Annotated in this window: 13 protein-coding genes; 5 read left to right on the forward strand and 8 right to left on the reverse strand. The window is 61.1% G+C overall.

Annotation, left to right across the window (positions count from 1 at the left end; genetic code table 11):
* Window position 1: 1 nt before the first annotated feature.
* From addB to BUA94_RS01090, 5 genes are all read left to right on the forward strand, one after another.
* Window positions 2-3154 carry a double-strand break repair protein AddB gene (gene addB, locus BUA94_RS01070; protein ID WP_073007675.1) on the forward strand — a complete coding sequence of 1051 codons (3153 nt, stop codon included), beginning with the start codon at window positions 2-4 and terminating at the stop codon, window positions 3152-3154.
* Complete coding sequence (gene addA / locus BUA94_RS01075) at window positions 3151-6669, forward strand: double-strand break repair helicase AddA (protein ID WP_073007677.1); 3519 nt, start codon at window positions 3151-3153, stop codon at window positions 6667-6669. Before addB ends, addA begins: the two co-directional genes overlap by 4 nt.
* A gap of 83 nt (window positions 6670-6752) precedes the next feature.
* Window positions 6753-7073 carry a thioredoxin gene (gene trxA, locus BUA94_RS01080; protein ID WP_073007678.1) on the forward strand — a complete coding sequence of 107 codons (321 nt, stop codon included), beginning with the start codon at window positions 6753-6755 and terminating at the stop codon, window positions 7071-7073.
* Window positions 7074-7235: 162 nt separating this feature from the next.
* Complete coding sequence (gene grpE, locus BUA94_RS01085; RefSeq protein WP_073007684.1) at window positions 7236-7871, forward strand: nucleotide exchange factor GrpE; 636 nt, start codon at window positions 7236-7238, stop codon at window positions 7869-7871.
* Window positions 7872-7968: 97 nt separating this feature from the next.
* On the forward strand, window positions 7969-8583 hold the full coding sequence (locus BUA94_RS01090) for a trimeric intracellular cation channel family protein (RefSeq protein ID WP_073007689.1): 615 nt from the start codon (window positions 7969-7971) through the stop codon (window positions 8581-8583).
* A gap of 15 nt (window positions 8584-8598) precedes the next feature.
* On the opposite strand, the gene BUA94_RS01095 is transcribed toward BUA94_RS01090, so the two are convergent.
* From BUA94_RS01095 to rpsA, 8 genes are all read right to left on the reverse strand, one after another.
* Window positions 8599-9489: a hypothetical protein gene (locus BUA94_RS01095; protein WP_073007692.1), complete on the reverse strand. Its 891-nt coding sequence runs from the start codon at window positions 9487-9489 to the stop codon at window positions 8599-8601.
* Window positions 9490-9515: 26 nt separating this feature from the next.
* On the reverse strand, window positions 9516-9881 hold the full coding sequence (locus BUA94_RS01100; RefSeq protein ID WP_073007704.1) for a lipopolysaccharide assembly protein LapA domain-containing protein: 366 nt from the start codon (window positions 9879-9881) through the stop codon (window positions 9516-9518).
* A 72-nt stretch (window positions 9882-9953) separates the two neighbouring features.
* Entirely contained in the window at window positions 9954-10253 is a 300-nt protein-coding gene (gene ihfB / locus BUA94_RS01105) for an integration host factor subunit beta (protein WP_073007707.1), read from the reverse strand.
* On the reverse strand, window positions 10250-11257 hold the full coding sequence (sppA, locus tag BUA94_RS01110; protein ID WP_073007710.1) for a signal peptide peptidase SppA: 1008 nt from the start codon (window positions 11255-11257) through the stop codon (window positions 10250-10252). Before sppA ends, ihfB begins: the two co-directional genes overlap by 4 nt.
* 148 nt (window positions 11258-11405) lie before the next feature.
* Window positions 11406-11783, reverse strand: coding sequence for a hypothetical protein (locus BUA94_RS01115; RefSeq protein ID WP_073007712.1), 378 nt, complete (start codon window positions 11781-11783; stop codon window positions 11406-11408).
* Window positions 11784-11891: 108 nt separating this feature from the next.
* Window positions 11892-12320 (reverse strand): FKBP-type peptidyl-prolyl cis-trans isomerase, encoded by a 429-nt coding sequence (locus BUA94_RS01120; protein WP_073010625.1) that lies wholly within the window; start codon window positions 12318-12320, stop codon window positions 11892-11894.
* 172 nt (window positions 12321-12492) lie between these two features.
* Window positions 12493-12936, reverse strand: a complete 444-nt coding sequence (locus BUA94_RS01125) for a hypothetical protein (protein WP_073007714.1) — start codon at window positions 12934-12936, stop codon at window positions 12493-12495.
* A gap of 137 nt (window positions 12937-13073) precedes the next feature.
* Window positions 13074-14771: a 30S ribosomal protein S1 gene (gene rpsA, locus BUA94_RS01130; protein WP_073007718.1), complete on the reverse strand. Its 1698-nt coding sequence runs from the start codon at window positions 14769-14771 to the stop codon at window positions 13074-13076.
* Window positions 14772-14926: the final 155 nt, after the last annotated feature.

The following is a 14926-nucleotide window of genomic DNA, read 5'->3' on the forward strand; positions in this document are numbered from 1 at the left end:
GATGGCGGACAGGAGAGCAGCGCCAAGGGTCACCACCATTCCGCCATCGGTTCCCTTTCTGAGAACCCTGGCGCAAAAGCTGGTGGACGGATCGCTGCTTCCGGGTTTCCGCCCTCTCGATGATCCGCTGCTGCTATCGACCGTTACGCTCTATCTGCCGACACGCCGCGCGGCCCGTTTGCTGCCGGAAATCTTTCAGGAGCTTTTCGGCGGCCGTCCTGTGCTTCTGCCGAAGATCCTGCCCATTGGCGATGTGGACGAGGAAGACCAGATGCTGCGGGCGGAGCGGGATGCAGATCCCCTGCCGCCAGCCATGCCGCCGCTGGAGCGTCAGCTCGCCATGACCCGGCTGGTGCTCGCCTGGAAGGGCGCGCTCCGCCGCGAAGTCCTGAACCTGAAACTGGATGAGCCGCTTGGCGTTCCGGCCTCTGCTGCCGATGCCGCCTGGCTTGCCAGTGATCTTCTCTCCCTCATGGATGAGGTGGCGACGGAAGAGGCTGATTGGACCGATCTTGCCGGCCTGGTGCCGGAAGATCACGCCCGCTACTGGCAGATCACGCTCGATTTTCTGAAGATCGTGCAGGAAGCCTGGCCCGCCCATCTGGCGCAGCAGAACCGCATGGACCCGAAGGTGCGCCGGTCTCTCCTGATCCGCCGTGAGGCTGAGCGGCTCGCCGTTGATCCGCCGAAAGGCCCGGTGATCGTGGCGGGGGCAACCGGTTCCGTGCCCGCAACAGCTGCCTTGCTAAAGGCTGTAGCGGGTCTTGAAAATGGTGCCATCGTGCTGCCCGGCCTTGACCTCCATCTTGATGATGAGTCCTGGAAAAGCCTCGGTGGCAGGCCTGCAAGACAGGGTCAGATTGCGGCGCCTGCCGGTGGAGACTCTGTGCCAGGCCATCCGCAATATGGCTTGAAGCAGCTTCTGGGCGAACTCGGGCTTCCCCGCGGTGACGTCGAGCTGCTGGCGCCCGTTGAGAGCGAGGCCCTTCGCGACCGTGAAATCCTGGTGTCTGAGGCGCTACGCCCTGCCGATACCTCTGAGGGCTGGACCGGGTTCTTGGCGGCCTTTCCGCAAGAGCGGCGGTCTCGTGCTCTTGCGGAGGTCGGCATGATCACCGCCGCAAACGAGGCAGAGGAAGCCTTGTCCGTTGCAATCGCTTTGCGGGAGGCCCTGGAACGGGGCGAGACTGCTGCGCTGGTGTCCCCGGACAGGCTTTTGGCCCGCCGGGTGGCCAATGAACTTGCCCGCTGGCAGATCCAGGTGGATGACAGTGCCGGCCGTCCGCTGGACCAGACACCGCCAGCGATTCTGGCAAGTCTGGCAGCGCAGCTTGCGCTTGATGGCTGCGATCCGATTGATCTTCTGTCCCTGCTGAAACACCCGCTTGCACGACTTGGTTTGCCGGTTAAGGATATCCGTTCCGCAGCCCGTGCGCTTGAGCGCGGGGTGCTGCGTGGTCCGCGTGCCCGGGCAGGAACGGCAGGTCTGCGTGAGGCCGTTCTGGCGAGCCGGGAGGCGGCTGAAAAGGGCCGGACGCCGCCCCGCTGGAAAAAGATCCATGATGGTGACTGGGAGGCGATTCTGGATCTCGTCGACCGGCTCGCCGAAGCGCTTGCGCCTCTGGAACGGCTTGCTGGCAGCTATGAACCGGTTGCCGTCACGGATCTGGCCAAGGCCCATGCGGATGTGATGCATCTGCTGTCGCGCGACGAAGCCGGATCGGATGCAGAGCTTTATTCCGGCGAAACCGGGGATGCGCTGGCCCAGATGTTGGCCGGATTGATTGATGCCGAAAGCAGCGGCCTGATGGTTGCCCCGCATGATTGGCCCTCGGTGTTTGCTGCGCTGATGGGCGGCATCTCCGTGCGCCGCAGGCTGCCTGGGGATCCTCGGATCCAGATTCTCGGTCCGATGGAGGCCCGCCTCCAATCGCCGGATCTTGTGATTCTGAGTGGCCTGAACGAAGGCATCTGGCCGCAGCGGACGCGCAACGATCCATGGCTCAACCGTCCCATGAAACGGGATCTTGGGCTGGACCCGCCCGAACGGCGCATCGGCGCTGCTGCTCATGATTTTGCCCAAGGGCTTGGTGCCCGCCGGGTGCTCATGTCGCGTGCCGCGCGGGCCGATGGTGCGCCGACCGTGGCTTCCCGCTGGCTGCAGCGCCTGATCACGCTGGCAGGCCCGGACGTTCAGGCCGAAATGGAAGGACGGGGCAGGGTCTATACCAGGTTCTCTGCCATGCTCGACAGGCCGGAAGGGCCTGTGCGCCCTGCGGCCCGGCCGGAGCCCTTTCCGCCTCTGGCGGCACGCCCCAAATCCCTGTCCGTCACCGAAATCGAGCGGCTGGTGCGTGACCCCTACGCGATCTTTGCAAAACACGTGCTCGACCTGGAGCCAGTCGACCCGATTGGCGGCGAGCCGGGGGCTGCGGACAAGGGCACGATCATCCATGATGCACTGGCCGAGTTCCTGGAAGCCTGGGACGGTCCTTTTGACGAGCGGGCGGTTCAGCGGCTGATCGAGGTGGGCTCCGGCTATTTCGCGCCACTCGACGCTTTTCCAGCAATCCGGGCGTTGTGGTGGCCCCGCTTCCAGCGCATCGCCAGAGGCTTTATCGCCTTTGAAGCAGAGCGCGCGCCGGAGATTGAGCGCCGGTTCCTGGAGATTTCCGGGGGCGCGGAGCTGAAGCTTCCCGGCGTTGAGTTTCGTCTTCGGGGCAGGGCCGACCGGTTTGACCTCTTGAAGGACGGCTCTCTGGTGGTGATCGACTATAAGACCGGGCAGGCGCCTTCCCTCAAGCAGGTGGAAAGTCTGCTTGCGCCTCAGCTTCCGCTGGAGGCAGCCATGATCAAGCGCTTCGGCTTCAAGGATGTTCCGGCAACCGCGCCAGTTTCCTCCCTGCTCTATGTGCAGCTGAAGGGTGGGGCAACACCCGTCATTCCTTTCCCGCGCAATCCAAAGGACACGGATCTCGGAGATCTGGCGGAAGACGCCTGGAAGCGGCTGGAAAAGCTGGTGGCTCACTATGCCAAGCTGGAGAATGGATATCTCTCCCGCTCGCGGGTGATGATGGAGGGGCGGACCGATGGCCCCTATGACCATCTGGCGCGCGTGCAGGAATGGTCCGCAGGCGGGGAGGACGGCGAATGAGCGGCTTTCAGATCCCCGAACTGACCCGTGAGAAGCAGGACCGCGCCTCCCAGCCGCGTGCTTCCGCCTGGGTGAGCGCCAATGCGGGTTCCGGCAAGACATTCGTTCTGTCCCGGCGTGTGGTTCGTCTGCTGCTCGACGGCACGGACCCGGCGCGCATTCTTTGCCTGACCTTCACCAAGGCCGCCGCCGCTGAAATGGCGACCCGTGTGTTCCGCATTCTGGGCGACTGGGTGACGCTGGATGATGGCAAGCTGGCAGCCGAGTTGACCGCCATCGATGGCCGCAAGCCGGATGCCAAGCGCATTGCGCTGGCGCGGCGCCTCTTTGCACGGGCACTGGAAACGCCGGGTGGACTGAAGATCCAGACCATTCACGCTTTCTGCGAAGCCCTGCTGCACCAGTTCCCGCTGGAAGCCAATGTGGCTGGCCATTTCACCGTTCTGGACGACCGGATTGCGGGTGAGCTGATGGCGGAGGCGCGCGGTTCCGTGCTGCAGGAAGCCGAGGCCGATCCCGAAAGCCTCTTTGGTCAGTCTCTTGCCGCGCTGATCAGCCTGATGCCGGATTCCAGCGCGGAAGGCGCGTTGGATGAATTGATCGGCAGCAGGGATGCCTTCCGGCGCTGGATCGATGACGAGGGTGATCTGGAGACGGCGCTCTCCCGGCTGGCCCATGATCTGGGAGCCGATCCAAATGGTTCGCTTGATCTGCTGGATGCCCGGTTCCGCAGTGAGAGCCTGATCGATGAGAACACGGCCAAGGCCTATGCGGAAGCCTATCGCACCGGCTCAGCCAATGACCAGAAGGCTGCGGACCGTCTGCTTCTTCCCTGGCGCTTGGATGACGCGGCTGCCTTCCGGGAAGCCTGGCTGTCGGTCTTTCTGACCGGGAAGCTGGAGCCCCGTGCCTCGCTTGCGACCAAGAAGGTCGCGGAAGCCTTTCCGCAGATGATGGAGCGGATGGGCGAAGAACGCGACCGTCTGCTGGCCCTGCTGGAAGAGCGCAAGGCTGTGGTCACCATGACCGGGACTGCAGCGCTGTTGCGCCTCGCCGGGGCGGTGATCTCCCGTTACGAGGCGGCCAAGGCGGCCAAGGGTTTCCTGGACTTTGAAGATCTGGTCGTGCGCACGGCCAACCTGCTCTCCCGCTCCGATGCCGCTCAATGGGTGCAATACAAGCTTGATCAGGGGCTGGATCATATCCTGGTCGACGAGGCGCAGGACACCAGCCCGCGCCAGTGGCAGGTGGTGCGGGCGCTGGCGGAAGAATTCTTCACCGGGGAAGGTGCAAGAGGACAGGTCCGCACGATCTTTGCCGTCGGCGATGAAAAGCAGTCGATCTATTCCTTCCAGGGTGCAGTTCCCGCCTATTTCGACGAAATGCGCCGGGCTTTCGCCAGGCGATCGGAAGAAGCGGAGCGGCTGTTTCATTCGGTCGATCTGCAACTCTCGTTCCGCTCGACGCCGGATGTGCTCGGGGCGGTCGACCAGGTCTTCGCCTTGCAGGATGCCTTCAAGGGCCTGTCCCAGGAGTTGAAGGCACCGGTGCATGAGGCGATCCGGAAAGATCCGGGCGTTGTTGAAATCTGGCCGCTGGAACAGGTTTCGGAAGTTCAGGAGCCGGAAGACTGGACTGAACCGCTGGATCGGGTCGGTAGTGGCAGCCCCATGCTCAAGGTGGCGCGGCGTATTGCCGAGACGATTGCTAGCTGGATGCGCGATGGCACCGCAAATCCGGGTGAGGTCATGGTGCTCGTGCGCAAGCGCGGACCTTTCGTGGAAGCGTTGAACCGCGAACTGAAGAGCCTCAACGTTCCGGCGGCTGGCAGTGACCGGCTTGTCCTGACCGATCACATCGCGGTCAAGGATCTGGCTGCACTCGGGCGCTTCCTGCTGCTCCCGGAGGATGACCTGTCGTTGGCAGCTGTGCTGAAGAGCCCCTTGATCGGCCTTGATGACGAGGATCTGACGGCCCTTTCCCGGGATGCGGCAGACAAGCCGCGGGCGGGAACCCTCTGGCAGTCCCTGGTCAAGAAGGCCGAGTTCAAGCCGCAATGGCTGGAGGCGCGGCAGCTTCTGGAACTCTGGCGGTCCCGCGCCGACTTCATGCCGCCCTATGAATTCTACGCCAGGCTTCTGTCGGCCGACGGTGGCCGTCAACGGTTCCGGGGCCGGCTCGGCGTCGAGGTGGATGACGTTCTGGATGAGTTTCTGGCCCTCACCATGGCCTATGAGCAGGCAGGTACGCCCGGTCTGGAAGGGTTCCTTGCCTGGATGGCGGCAGCGCCCACGGAGATCAAGCGCGAGCTGACCAATTCCAAGGGCATGGTGCGGATCATGACCGTTCACGGCTCCAAGGGACTTGAAGCCAAGGTGGTCATCCTTGTGGATCCGGGTAGTGCGCCAGTCAGTTCACGGCATGATCCGTCCTTCCTGCCGCGCCTGCGCCATAACAATCCGCTGCTGCCGCCTGCGCTTGTCTGGCGTCCGGTCAAGGCGGAAGCACTGGCCTGGCATTCGGAAACCATCGACGCCCTTCGGGAAACCCAGGCTGAAGAATACCGGCGGCTGCTCTACGTGGCCTTGACCCGCGCTGAAGACCGGCTGGTGGTCTGCGGCTGGGAGCCCAAGAGCGGGGCACATGACGATTGCTGGTACAATCTCGTCTCCCGCGCGCTGCTGCCGGATGCGGCAGAACTGCGCGATGCATCGGGGGAAGTCAGCAGTTGGCGCTGGCAGAAGCCGGGATCGATCACCCAGGACAATGACCAGCCTTCGAAACACGGCAGTCACGGCGAAAGCTCACCGGACGCAGTGGTTGAACCTGCGCCATCCTGGCTGTTTGAACGGGCGCATCAGCCTGTTCGCAAGACACGTCTTCAGCCCTCCCGCGCCTTTGAGGCGATGGAGGACAAGGAAGGCACCGAACAGCCCGCAGGCGCCTCGCGTCTTCAAGCCCGCCGTCAGCCTGCAGCATGGCCTTTGGAGCGAGGGCGGTTGGTCCACCGGCTTTTGGAAGTGCTGCCAGACATTCCGGTGGGCCGAAGGGAAGATGCTGCTGCGCGTCTTGTTGATCAGTCTCTGTCAGAAGAGTTCCAGCGGTTCCGCGACACTCTGCTTCGGGAAATCGGCGCTGTGCTGGACGAGGCGGCCTTTGCGCCGCTCTTCTCGGGAAATGCCCGCGCGGAAGTGCCGGTTGTCGGCACGCTGATCGCGGCGGATGGAAGCGAAGTCTCGATCTCCGGTCAGATCGACCGTCTGGTCGTGACGCCGGACGAGATCCTGATCGTCGACTACAAGACCAATCTCAATCCGGCCGCCTCAGCCGATTCTGTCCCGCTGGAATATCTGGCGCAGCTCAGCGTTTACCGGCGCCTCTTGCAGGATATTTATCCGGGGCGGGGGGTGAATGCGGCTCTCTTGTGGACCTCTGCGCCCAGCTTGATGCGGATTCCGGGTGAAGTTCTGGATCAGACCCTTGCAGGACTGCGCCGGGACGGGACTCCGGCTTGACGGAGACAGCCGGGCTTCCTACCTTCGGTGCAACTCGAAAGGACGGCAGGCGCTGTCCGGCAAATTCACGAAAGAGACATGTCATGGCTACCACCACGATCACCGATGCCAGCTTCGAATCCGACGTTCTGAATTCTTCCGAACCGGTTGTTGTCGATTTCTGGGCTGAATGGTGCGGCCCGTGCAAGATGATTGCTCCGGCGCTTGAGGAAATCTCCGAAGAGATGGCCGGCAAGGTCAAGATCGCCAAGATCAACATCGACGAGAACCAGAACGCCGCCATGAAGTATGGCGTACGCTCCATCCCCATGCTGATCCTGTTCAAGGATGGCGAGCCGATGGCGCAGCAGGTTGGTGCAGCTCCGAAGGGCAAGCTGGCTGACTGGATCAAGAGCGCGCTCTGATTTTGATACTGTCCGGGCGGCTCAGCCGCTCCGGACGGAAATCTGGCCGCTCCGGCGGCTCTGCTTGACGAAGCCGGAGCGGATATGCACAAGCATGTCCGCCCCATTTGTTTTTAAGACCTGAACTGGCCGCCGCCGGCCAGCATTGTTAGCGGACCGAACATGACCGACGAGAACAACACCCCCGTAGACCAGGAGCCGGAGGCAGCGGCTGCCGCGGCTGAAAACGCATCCCAGGCTGAGGCTGCCGGTGAGGATGCGCTCGACCCGATCGCGGTTCTGAAGGCGGAAAATTCCGACCTGAAGGACCGGGCTCTGCGCACCATGGCGGAAATGGAAAACCTGCGCCGCCGCACGGAAAAGGAAATCAAGGACACCCGCGTCTATGCTGTTTCCAGCTTTGCGCGCGACATGCTGTCCGTTTCCGACAACCTGCGCCGCGCACTCGACTCCGTTCCCGAGGAGCTGCGCACGGCAATCGATGACGGCATCAAGGCCCTGATCGAAGGCGTTGAAATGACCGAGCGGGACCTTCTGTCCCAGCTTGAAAAGCATGGTGTGAAGAAGCTTCAGCCGGAAGGCCAGAAGTTCGATCCGAACTTCCATCAGGCCATGTTTGAAGTGCCGAACCCGAATGTGCCGAACAACACGGTCGTTCAGGTGGTGCAGGCTGGTTACCAGATCGGTGACCGGGTGCTGCGTCCGGCCATGGTCGGTGTTGCCAAGGGTGGCCCGAAAGATGCTCCGGCTGCGGATGCAGCAGGCGAGCCGGGCCAGACCGTCGACAAGAACGCCTGAGCGCATCAGCGTCTCCAGCGAATAATGAAGGCCGCTTTCCTGTGCCGGGAGAGCGGCCTTCGTGCTATCAGCAAAAGGCACTGAACAGGGAGCCAACATGCTGTTTCAGGTTCTGGACTATCTGGGGGTGGTGGTTTTCGCCACCGCGGGCGGAATCGCAGCGTCCCGCAAGGGGCTGGATTTCATTGCCTTTCTGTTTTTTGCCACCTTCACCGGCATGGGCGGCGGCACGTTGCGCGATGTGCTTCTTGACGCACCCGTGTTCTGGATCCGCGCCGATGGCTACCTGCTTGTCTGTCTCGGCACGGCGATTTTCATGTGGTTCTTCGCCCATATCATCGAAGGCTTCGGCAAGCCCTTGCGCTGGGCTGATGCGATCGGGATGTCCGCCTATTCGGTCATGGGGGCGGCCAAGGCCCTGAGCCTTGGCACCACCGCCTTCGTGGCGGTGCTCATGGGCGTGGCAACGGCAACCTTCGGCGGGGTTCTGCGCGATGTCATCGCTGGCGAGCCGTCTTCCATCGTGAAGCCGGAGATTTATGTCAGTGCGGCTTTCGTCGGTGCCGGGGCCTATGTTGTCCTGATGATGGCGGATTTCAACGGCTGGGTCGCGGCCATTGCGGGCGTGACGCTGTCACTGATCCTGCGCGGCGGGGCTATCGAGAAGGGCTGGTCACTTCCCGGCTACAAGCCGCCTGTGCGCAGGAAATAAGGCGGAGCTTTCTCCTTAGCTGCGCAGGAAGATGTGACCTGCTGTGGCCAGATCGGTCAGGCCGGTGATATCGCCTCCGGCAAAAAGCGTCTTTTGTCCATAGAAGCGCCGTCCGGCTTTCTGGCCTTGCGTCAGTTCCCCAAGATCTGCTGCAAGATCGGCGATGCCTTTGGCTGCCCGGTCCTGCCGGTCGGCGGTGAAGAGCCGGATATCCGTGAAGAGCGCCTCGGGAGGTGCTTCCGCAGGGTTTAGCACACTCACATGAATGCCGTCGGGCAGGTTTGCTCCCGCCATCAGGGCAAGCCCGCCCTCTGCGCAGCAGATCATGTCTGCCCCGTCGATGGCGCCCTGCAGATCCTCAGTCGAGCCGAAGGTGATCTTGCCTGTGCCGGGCATGGCGGCGAGTTGTGCGAGTGTCTCATCCTCGGCGCCTGCCACGAGAACGGAGCGGATGTCGCGCACGGTGGCGAGCGCCCGCACGAGGAGGGGCAGCAAGGGTGAAGATCCGAGGATCAGGAGCCTCTCGCAGTCTTCCCGGGCGAGATACTGACAGGCAAGCGCATGAACGGCGGTATGGCGCCATGCGGCCAGCCGTGCACCATCCAGAATGGCGATGGGCAAGCCATTGACACCGGAGAGCAGGAGGTAGGCGCCACTTGGCGTACCTCCGTCCAGGGCTGCGCTGATCGTGCAACCGATATAGCCCCGCTTGGAATGTCCTTGCGCTTTGAAATTCGTCCAGGCCGGGCTGATGATCAATGCCGCGCCATCGGTCTCGGGGCGCTCGATGGGAAGGTTCACAGGGGAAGGGACGACGGTCTGCGAGCGATAGGCCCGGCGGAGCGTCTCGACCAGTTCCCTGTGATTGACGATGGCATCGATTTCGCTGCTGGACAGAACGCGCATGTCAAAGCCTGGCCAGGTTGATCAGATCAGGCAGCGGGCCGTTTTCCTGCAGGGGCAGCGAGGCCAGGAACCGGGCTTGGGGTCTGCTGATTGGCAATTTCCCGCAGCTGATCGGCTTCCTTGTGCAGGTCGCGGGCTTCGCGGCGCTTCACCCGGGCCTCCTTGCGCCACTTGCCTTGCTTCATCCAGGCACCGATGCCGCCGACGATGATGCCGGCGCCAAGGCTGGCGAAGATCACCCAGAACAACGGAATGTCGGTGATGGAAAGGCGCGGGTCCTGCGGGTCAAAGGGGTTCAGGGCCAGAGTGACCGGGTGTCTGTTGGCGACCGACAGAGGCACCAGAATGATCGCGATGATGAAAAGGATCGCGTTCTTGATGAAACGGGTCATGTCCTGCTCCCGGAGACAAAGAGATAGCGCCGGTGGCCGTTCGGGTCACCGGTCCAGTCTTTTGTCTACCCGTTAGTCTTCGCCGTGGTCTACCCCGTCATTGAGGCGTACACGCATTTCCTTGCCGGTCTTGAAGAAGGGAACGTATTTCTCTTCAACTTCCACCTTCTGGCCGGTGCGGGGATTGCGCCCCGTACGAGCCGGACGGTTCTTGACCGAAAATGCTCCGAAGCCGCGCAATTCCACGCGATCTCCACGCATCAGGGCTTCGGTGATTTCGTCCAGAATGGCGTTGACGATGTTTTCGACGTCGCGCTGGTAGAGATGGGGATTCTGTTCAGCGATCTGCTGAACCAATTCAGACTTAATCATCGGCCGCCCCCTCGTCCTAAAGACTTTTCTTGATCCGCTCCCGGAGCCTGCCAAACGGATACGAGACCGTCAAGCGTAAAAGCGGGTGAAATCAGCCGCTTAGCCCCCCCAACCTGCTCAAATAGACCTTCTGCGACCCCAAACCCGATCGCTTGTGACATTTTGACAGACAACGGGAGGTTATTTCGATCTTCCTCAACGGTCCAGTCGAGAACCGGAAGATCTTTTTCGACCCCCTTTTCGTCGGTCAGCCAGGCAATCGCGGTTTCTTCGCCGCCAATGGCATCGATCAGGCCGTTCTGGCTGGCAGCATGACCGGAATAGATCCGGCCGTCTGCCAGACGCCGGGCTTCTTCAGGCGCAAGGTTGCGCCGCTCGGCAACAAGCGCGACGAACCAGTCGAAGCTGTCCATCACCAGATCGCGCAGAACGCCCTTGGCTTCCTCACTTGCCGGGGAATAGAAATCCGGTTCAGCCTTGAGAGGAGTGCTTTTGACGGCATCCATCTCCAGCCCAAGCGTTTCCATCAGCTTGGCCGCATTGCCGAATTGAAACAGGACGCCGATCGAGCCGGTGATCGAATTGTAGCGGGCGACGATGTGATCGGAGGCCAGGGCGATCATGTAGCCGGCAGAAGCGCCAACGGTCCGGATTTCGGCAACCACCGGCTTCTTTGTCGAAAGGTCGCGCAGGGCATTGTAGAGCGTTTCACCGCCGGTCGTGCTGCCGCCTGGAGAATTGATCGAGACGATCACGCCTTTGACAGACGCCGTTTTGCCAAGTTTCTCGATCAGCTTGAGCTGGTCGCGATTGTCCAGGATGACGCCGTTGATCGGCAATCTTGCAATATGGGCGGAGCGCTTCGAGGTCTCGCCGAAATTCGAGACGGCAAGAATGCAGCCGATCAGCGCAACGACGAGGATGACAAAGGCTGCCACGCGCCAGAACGTGAGCTTTCGCCGGATACGGCGCCGGTCCACCAGATAGTCCGCGTCAACACTCATTAGGTTGCATGCTCCATGGCCTGAAACTCAGTCGTCCTTCTTGATAGGCAACAATGCCCATTAATTGCAATTGCCCAGATGACGATACAAAGGCCAGAAAGGCTCCGGGGCAAGCCCCGAAGCCCTTCATTTTTCTTCCAAAAGCGATTTATTGCCAGGCGGGGGCACGCGAGCGGACGACGATGACCAGAAACAGCACTGCCGAGACAACCGTCAAGACGGAACCTGCCTTTGCCATGATGTCCCCTGTGCCTTGAATTGCGGACACGATCCCTGGGATCAGGACCCACAGGCCGATGGTTGCCACGATGAAATGGATCTTTGGCAGCAGCCCCTCTGCAGCCTTGGGCACACAGTGGTAGTAGAGACCGAAGAGGCCCATCGAAGCCCAGCCAACAAGATTGAGGTGAGCATGGGCCGGTGCCAGGCTATGATCCTGGCTGGCAGACATGTGAATGCCGAAGAGCATTCCGGCAATCACATATAAAATTGCGGTCACGAAGAACCATAAAGCAACGCCACGCATATCTTCTCCCCCAGCTGCACGGAACGCGTTGATAACGTAACGTGATCATGCGTTCCGGCAAAGACCAAAGCGCTGAGCGGGAAGAAAAAGCGCTTGGATCTACGCGCTTTAGTTGATGCTCAAGAGCTTGATCGCAAAGGTCAGGTCCTTGCCTGCCAGCGGATGATTGGCATCCAGGACCACAGCTTCCTCGCCGACTTCTGCGATGGAAACGGACATGACTTGCCCATTCGGCGTCTGCACCTGAAGCTGGATGCCGATTTCGAGCGGAATGTCGGCCGGGAACTGCTCACGCGGAACCGGTTGCATCGCACGCGGGTCTTTCTGGCCATAAGCTTCATCTGCCGGAACATTGACGGTCTTTTCCTCGCCAACGGTCATGCCCGGCAGTGCCTTGTCGAGACCTGCGATGATTTGTCCCGAGCCCACGGTGAACTGAAGTGGTTCATTGCCTTCTGAACTGTCGAAGACGGAGCCATCGTTCAAGGTTCCGGTGTAATGAATGGAAACGGTGTCGCCCGCTTTGACTTCGGACATCATGTGCCTCTTTTGTTGTCTTGTGGTTGAATTTCATGAGGCCACGCCTGTCTTGCGCGGATACTCGGTGATGGAATCTGCCAAGTTTAGCTGGCTGATCCTTGGAAAAAGTTAGGGCAGCCCAGGCTGTCCGCCAGAGTGCAGATCTTCTTGACAGCCTAACCGGCTGGTCTCAAATGTCAAAGTGCGGGCCGGAAGCCCAGGGTTCCTGCCTGAAAAGTTGGAGAACGCGGCCTTTGTTGAAGGCTGCGGCGAAGGGCAGGGCAGCGGCGATTTGTGTCAGTCGGCTTTTCTCGAGCTGCTTCAGAACTTTGAGAACCTCTGCAACCGTTGCGGACATGAAGCCGTCCGAGTCATAGCTGCCGCGGCTGAGCCTGTCCCGGTAGGTTTCATGGGCCTGAATGGCTTCCGGCAAGGAGACAAATCCTTGCGCTGTGCAGGCTTCGGCCAGCATGGACAGGCAATGATCCAGCGCTTCCGCCTGCAGCCGTCCTGTGTTGCCCCAGTGCCAGCTCATTTCCCGCTTCTGGGCCGCTTCAGCATGTTCCTTTGCCACGACCGCAGCAAGTCTGCACAAGCTGACAAAGGGGCCGTTCAGGGAGCTGGAACTTTTCATGCGATGACTCCAGGAGAAACGAAACGGTGCCGTGAGCGGAACGCGCCTTTTTCTGAATGACGTCACCAGGGGAGATTAGGCAACAAAAAAAGCCCGGCACGAGGCCGGGCTTTTCCATGTCGGTTGCCAGAAGACGATTAGTCTTCGTCGCGAGCCTTCAGAGCCGCGCTCAGGATGTCGCCGAGAGACGCGCCGGAGTCGGAGGAGCCGTACTGAGCGACTGCTTCCTTCTCTTCAGCAATTTCCAGCGCCTTGATGGACGCGGAAACGCGACGGGTCTTCTTGTCGAACTGAGTGATGCGGGCATCGAACTTGTCGCCAACGGAGAAACGCTCCGGACGCTGATCCGCACGATCGCGGGACAGGTCGGCGCGGCGGATGAACGCGGTCAGGTCGCTGTCTGCGATCTTGACGTTCAGGCCACCATCGGTGATTTCGATGACTTCACAGGTCACGATAGCGTTCTTGCGCAGTTCACCAGCTGCACCCGATTCCATCGGGTCGCCACCGAGCTGCTTGATGCCGAGGGAGATACGCTCCTTCTCGACGTCAACATCAAGAACGACTGCCTTGACGATGTCGCCCTTCTTGTACTCTTCGATGACCTGCTCGCCCGGACGGTTCCAGTCCAGATCGGACAGGTGAACCATGCCGTCGACATCGCCGTCGAGGCCAATGAACAGGCCGAATTCGGTCTTGTTCTTGACTTCGCCTTCGACTTCGGTGTTGACCGGGAAACGGTCAGCAAAGGCATCCCACGGGTTCTGCAGGGTCTGCTTGAGGCCCAGGGAGATGCGGCGCTTCACCGGATCGACTTCCAGGATCATCACTTCGACTTCCTGAGAAGTGGAAACGATCTTGCCCGGATGGACGTTCTTCTTGGTCCAGGACATTTCGGAGACGTGGATCAGGCCTTCGATGCCCGGCTCCAGTTCAACGAATGCGCCGTAGTCGGTGATGTTGGTCACGCGGCCAGAGAACTTGGCTTCGATCGGGTACTTGGCTTCGATGCCATCCCACGGATCGGTTTCAAGCTGCTTCATGCCGAGGCTGATGCGATGCGTGTCCTGGTTGACGCGGATGATCTGCACGCGAACGGTCTGGCCGATGGTGAGAACTTCCGACGGGTGGTTGATGCGGCGCCATGCGATGTCGGTGACATGCAGCAGGCCGTCGATACCACCGAGGTCGACGAACGCACCGTAATCGGTGATGTTCTTGACCACGCCTTCCACGGTCTGACCCTCTTCGAGGCTCTGGACCAGTTCCGAACGCTGTTCGGCGCGGGTTTCTTCCAGAACGACGCGGCGGGAGACCACGATGTTGCCGCGGCGCTTGTCCATCTTCAGGATCTGGAACGGCTGCGGGGTGTGCATCAGCGGGGTGACATCGCGCACAGGGCGGATATCGACCTGCGAACGCGGCAGGAAGGCAACAGCGCCATCCAGATCGACGGTGAAACCACCCTTGACCTGGTTGAAGATCTGGCCGTTGACCTTTTCGCCAGCTTCGAAAGCGACTTCCAGGCGGACCCAGCTCTCTTCGCGGCGAGCCTTCTCGCGCGACAGAACGGCTTCACCGAGCGCATTTTCAACGCGCTCAAGGTAGACTTCGACTTCGTCGCCAACCTTCATGTCGCCGTCGCGGCCCTTGGCGCCGAATTCCTTCAGCGGCACGCGGCCTTCGACCTTCAGACCTACGTCGATAACGGCGAGGTCCTTTTCGATTGCGACAACAATACCCTTAACGACGGCACCTTCGTACAGATCGTTCTGGGTAAAGGACTCTTCGAGAAGAGCTGCAAAATCCTCGGTAGAGGGATTAAAGTCAGACATTGAAACTCCTGGTGCCACTCCGGGCAGGCCGCCGGCGGGTTTGTGTTGCAGTAAGGATCCTGAAACTCCCGGGCATGGTCTTTGACCATGCCTGCCATCCGAAAATCGGACAGGCCGGCGGGGCAGAAGGCGCAGGGTCCTGTTTCTCGCATCCG

Source organism: Roseibium suaedae (assembly GCF_900142725.1).
Classification (GTDB): domain Bacteria; phylum Pseudomonadota; class Alphaproteobacteria; order Rhizobiales; family Stappiaceae; genus Roseibium; species Roseibium suaedae.

Excerpts from the sequence above, each read along its gene's own strand:
- addB (WP_073007675.1), top strand. The coding sequence starts at position 2 with ATGGCGGACAGGAGAGCAGCGCCAAGGGTCACCACCATTCCGCCATCG.
- addA (WP_073007677.1), top strand. The coding sequence starts at position 3,151 with ATGAGCGGCTTTCAGATCCCCGAACTGACCCGTGAGAAGCAGGACCGC.
- trxA (WP_073007678.1), top strand. The coding sequence starts at position 6,753 with ATGGCTACCACCACGATCACCGATGCCAGCTTCGAATCCGACGTTCTG.
- grpE (WP_073007684.1), top strand. The coding sequence starts at position 7,236 with ATGACCGACGAGAACAACACCCCCGTAGACCAGGAGCCGGAGGCAGCG.
- BUA94_RS01090 (WP_073007689.1), top strand. The coding sequence starts at position 7,969 with ATGCTGTTTCAGGTTCTGGACTATCTGGGGGTGGTGGTTTTCGCCACC.
- BUA94_RS01095 (WP_073007692.1), bottom strand. The coding sequence starts at position 9,489 with ATGCGCGTTCTGTCCAGCAGCGAAATCGATGCCATCGTCAATCACAGG.
- BUA94_RS01100 (WP_073007704.1), bottom strand. The coding sequence starts at position 9,881 with ATGACCCGTTTCATCAAGAACGCGATCCTTTTCATCATCGCGATCATT.
- ihfB (WP_073007707.1), bottom strand. The coding sequence starts at position 10,253 with ATGATTAAGTCTGAATTGGTTCAGCAGATCGCTGAACAGAATCCCCAT.
- sppA (WP_073007710.1), bottom strand. The coding sequence starts at position 11,257 with ATGAGTGTTGACGCGGACTATCTGGTGGACCGGCGCCGTATCCGGCGA.
- BUA94_RS01115 (WP_073007712.1), bottom strand. The coding sequence starts at position 11,783 with ATGCGTGGCGTTGCTTTATGGTTCTTCGTGACCGCAATTTTATATGTG.
- BUA94_RS01120 (WP_073010625.1), bottom strand. The coding sequence starts at position 12,320 with ATGTCCGAAGTCAAAGCGGGCGACACCGTTTCCATTCATTACACCGGA.
- BUA94_RS01125 (WP_073007714.1), bottom strand. The coding sequence starts at position 12,936 with ATGAAAAGTTCCAGCTCCCTGAACGGCCCCTTTGTCAGCTTGTGCAGA.
- rpsA (WP_073007718.1), bottom strand. The coding sequence starts at position 14,771 with ATGTCTGACTTTAATCCCTCTACCGAGGATTTTGCAGCTCTTCTCGAA.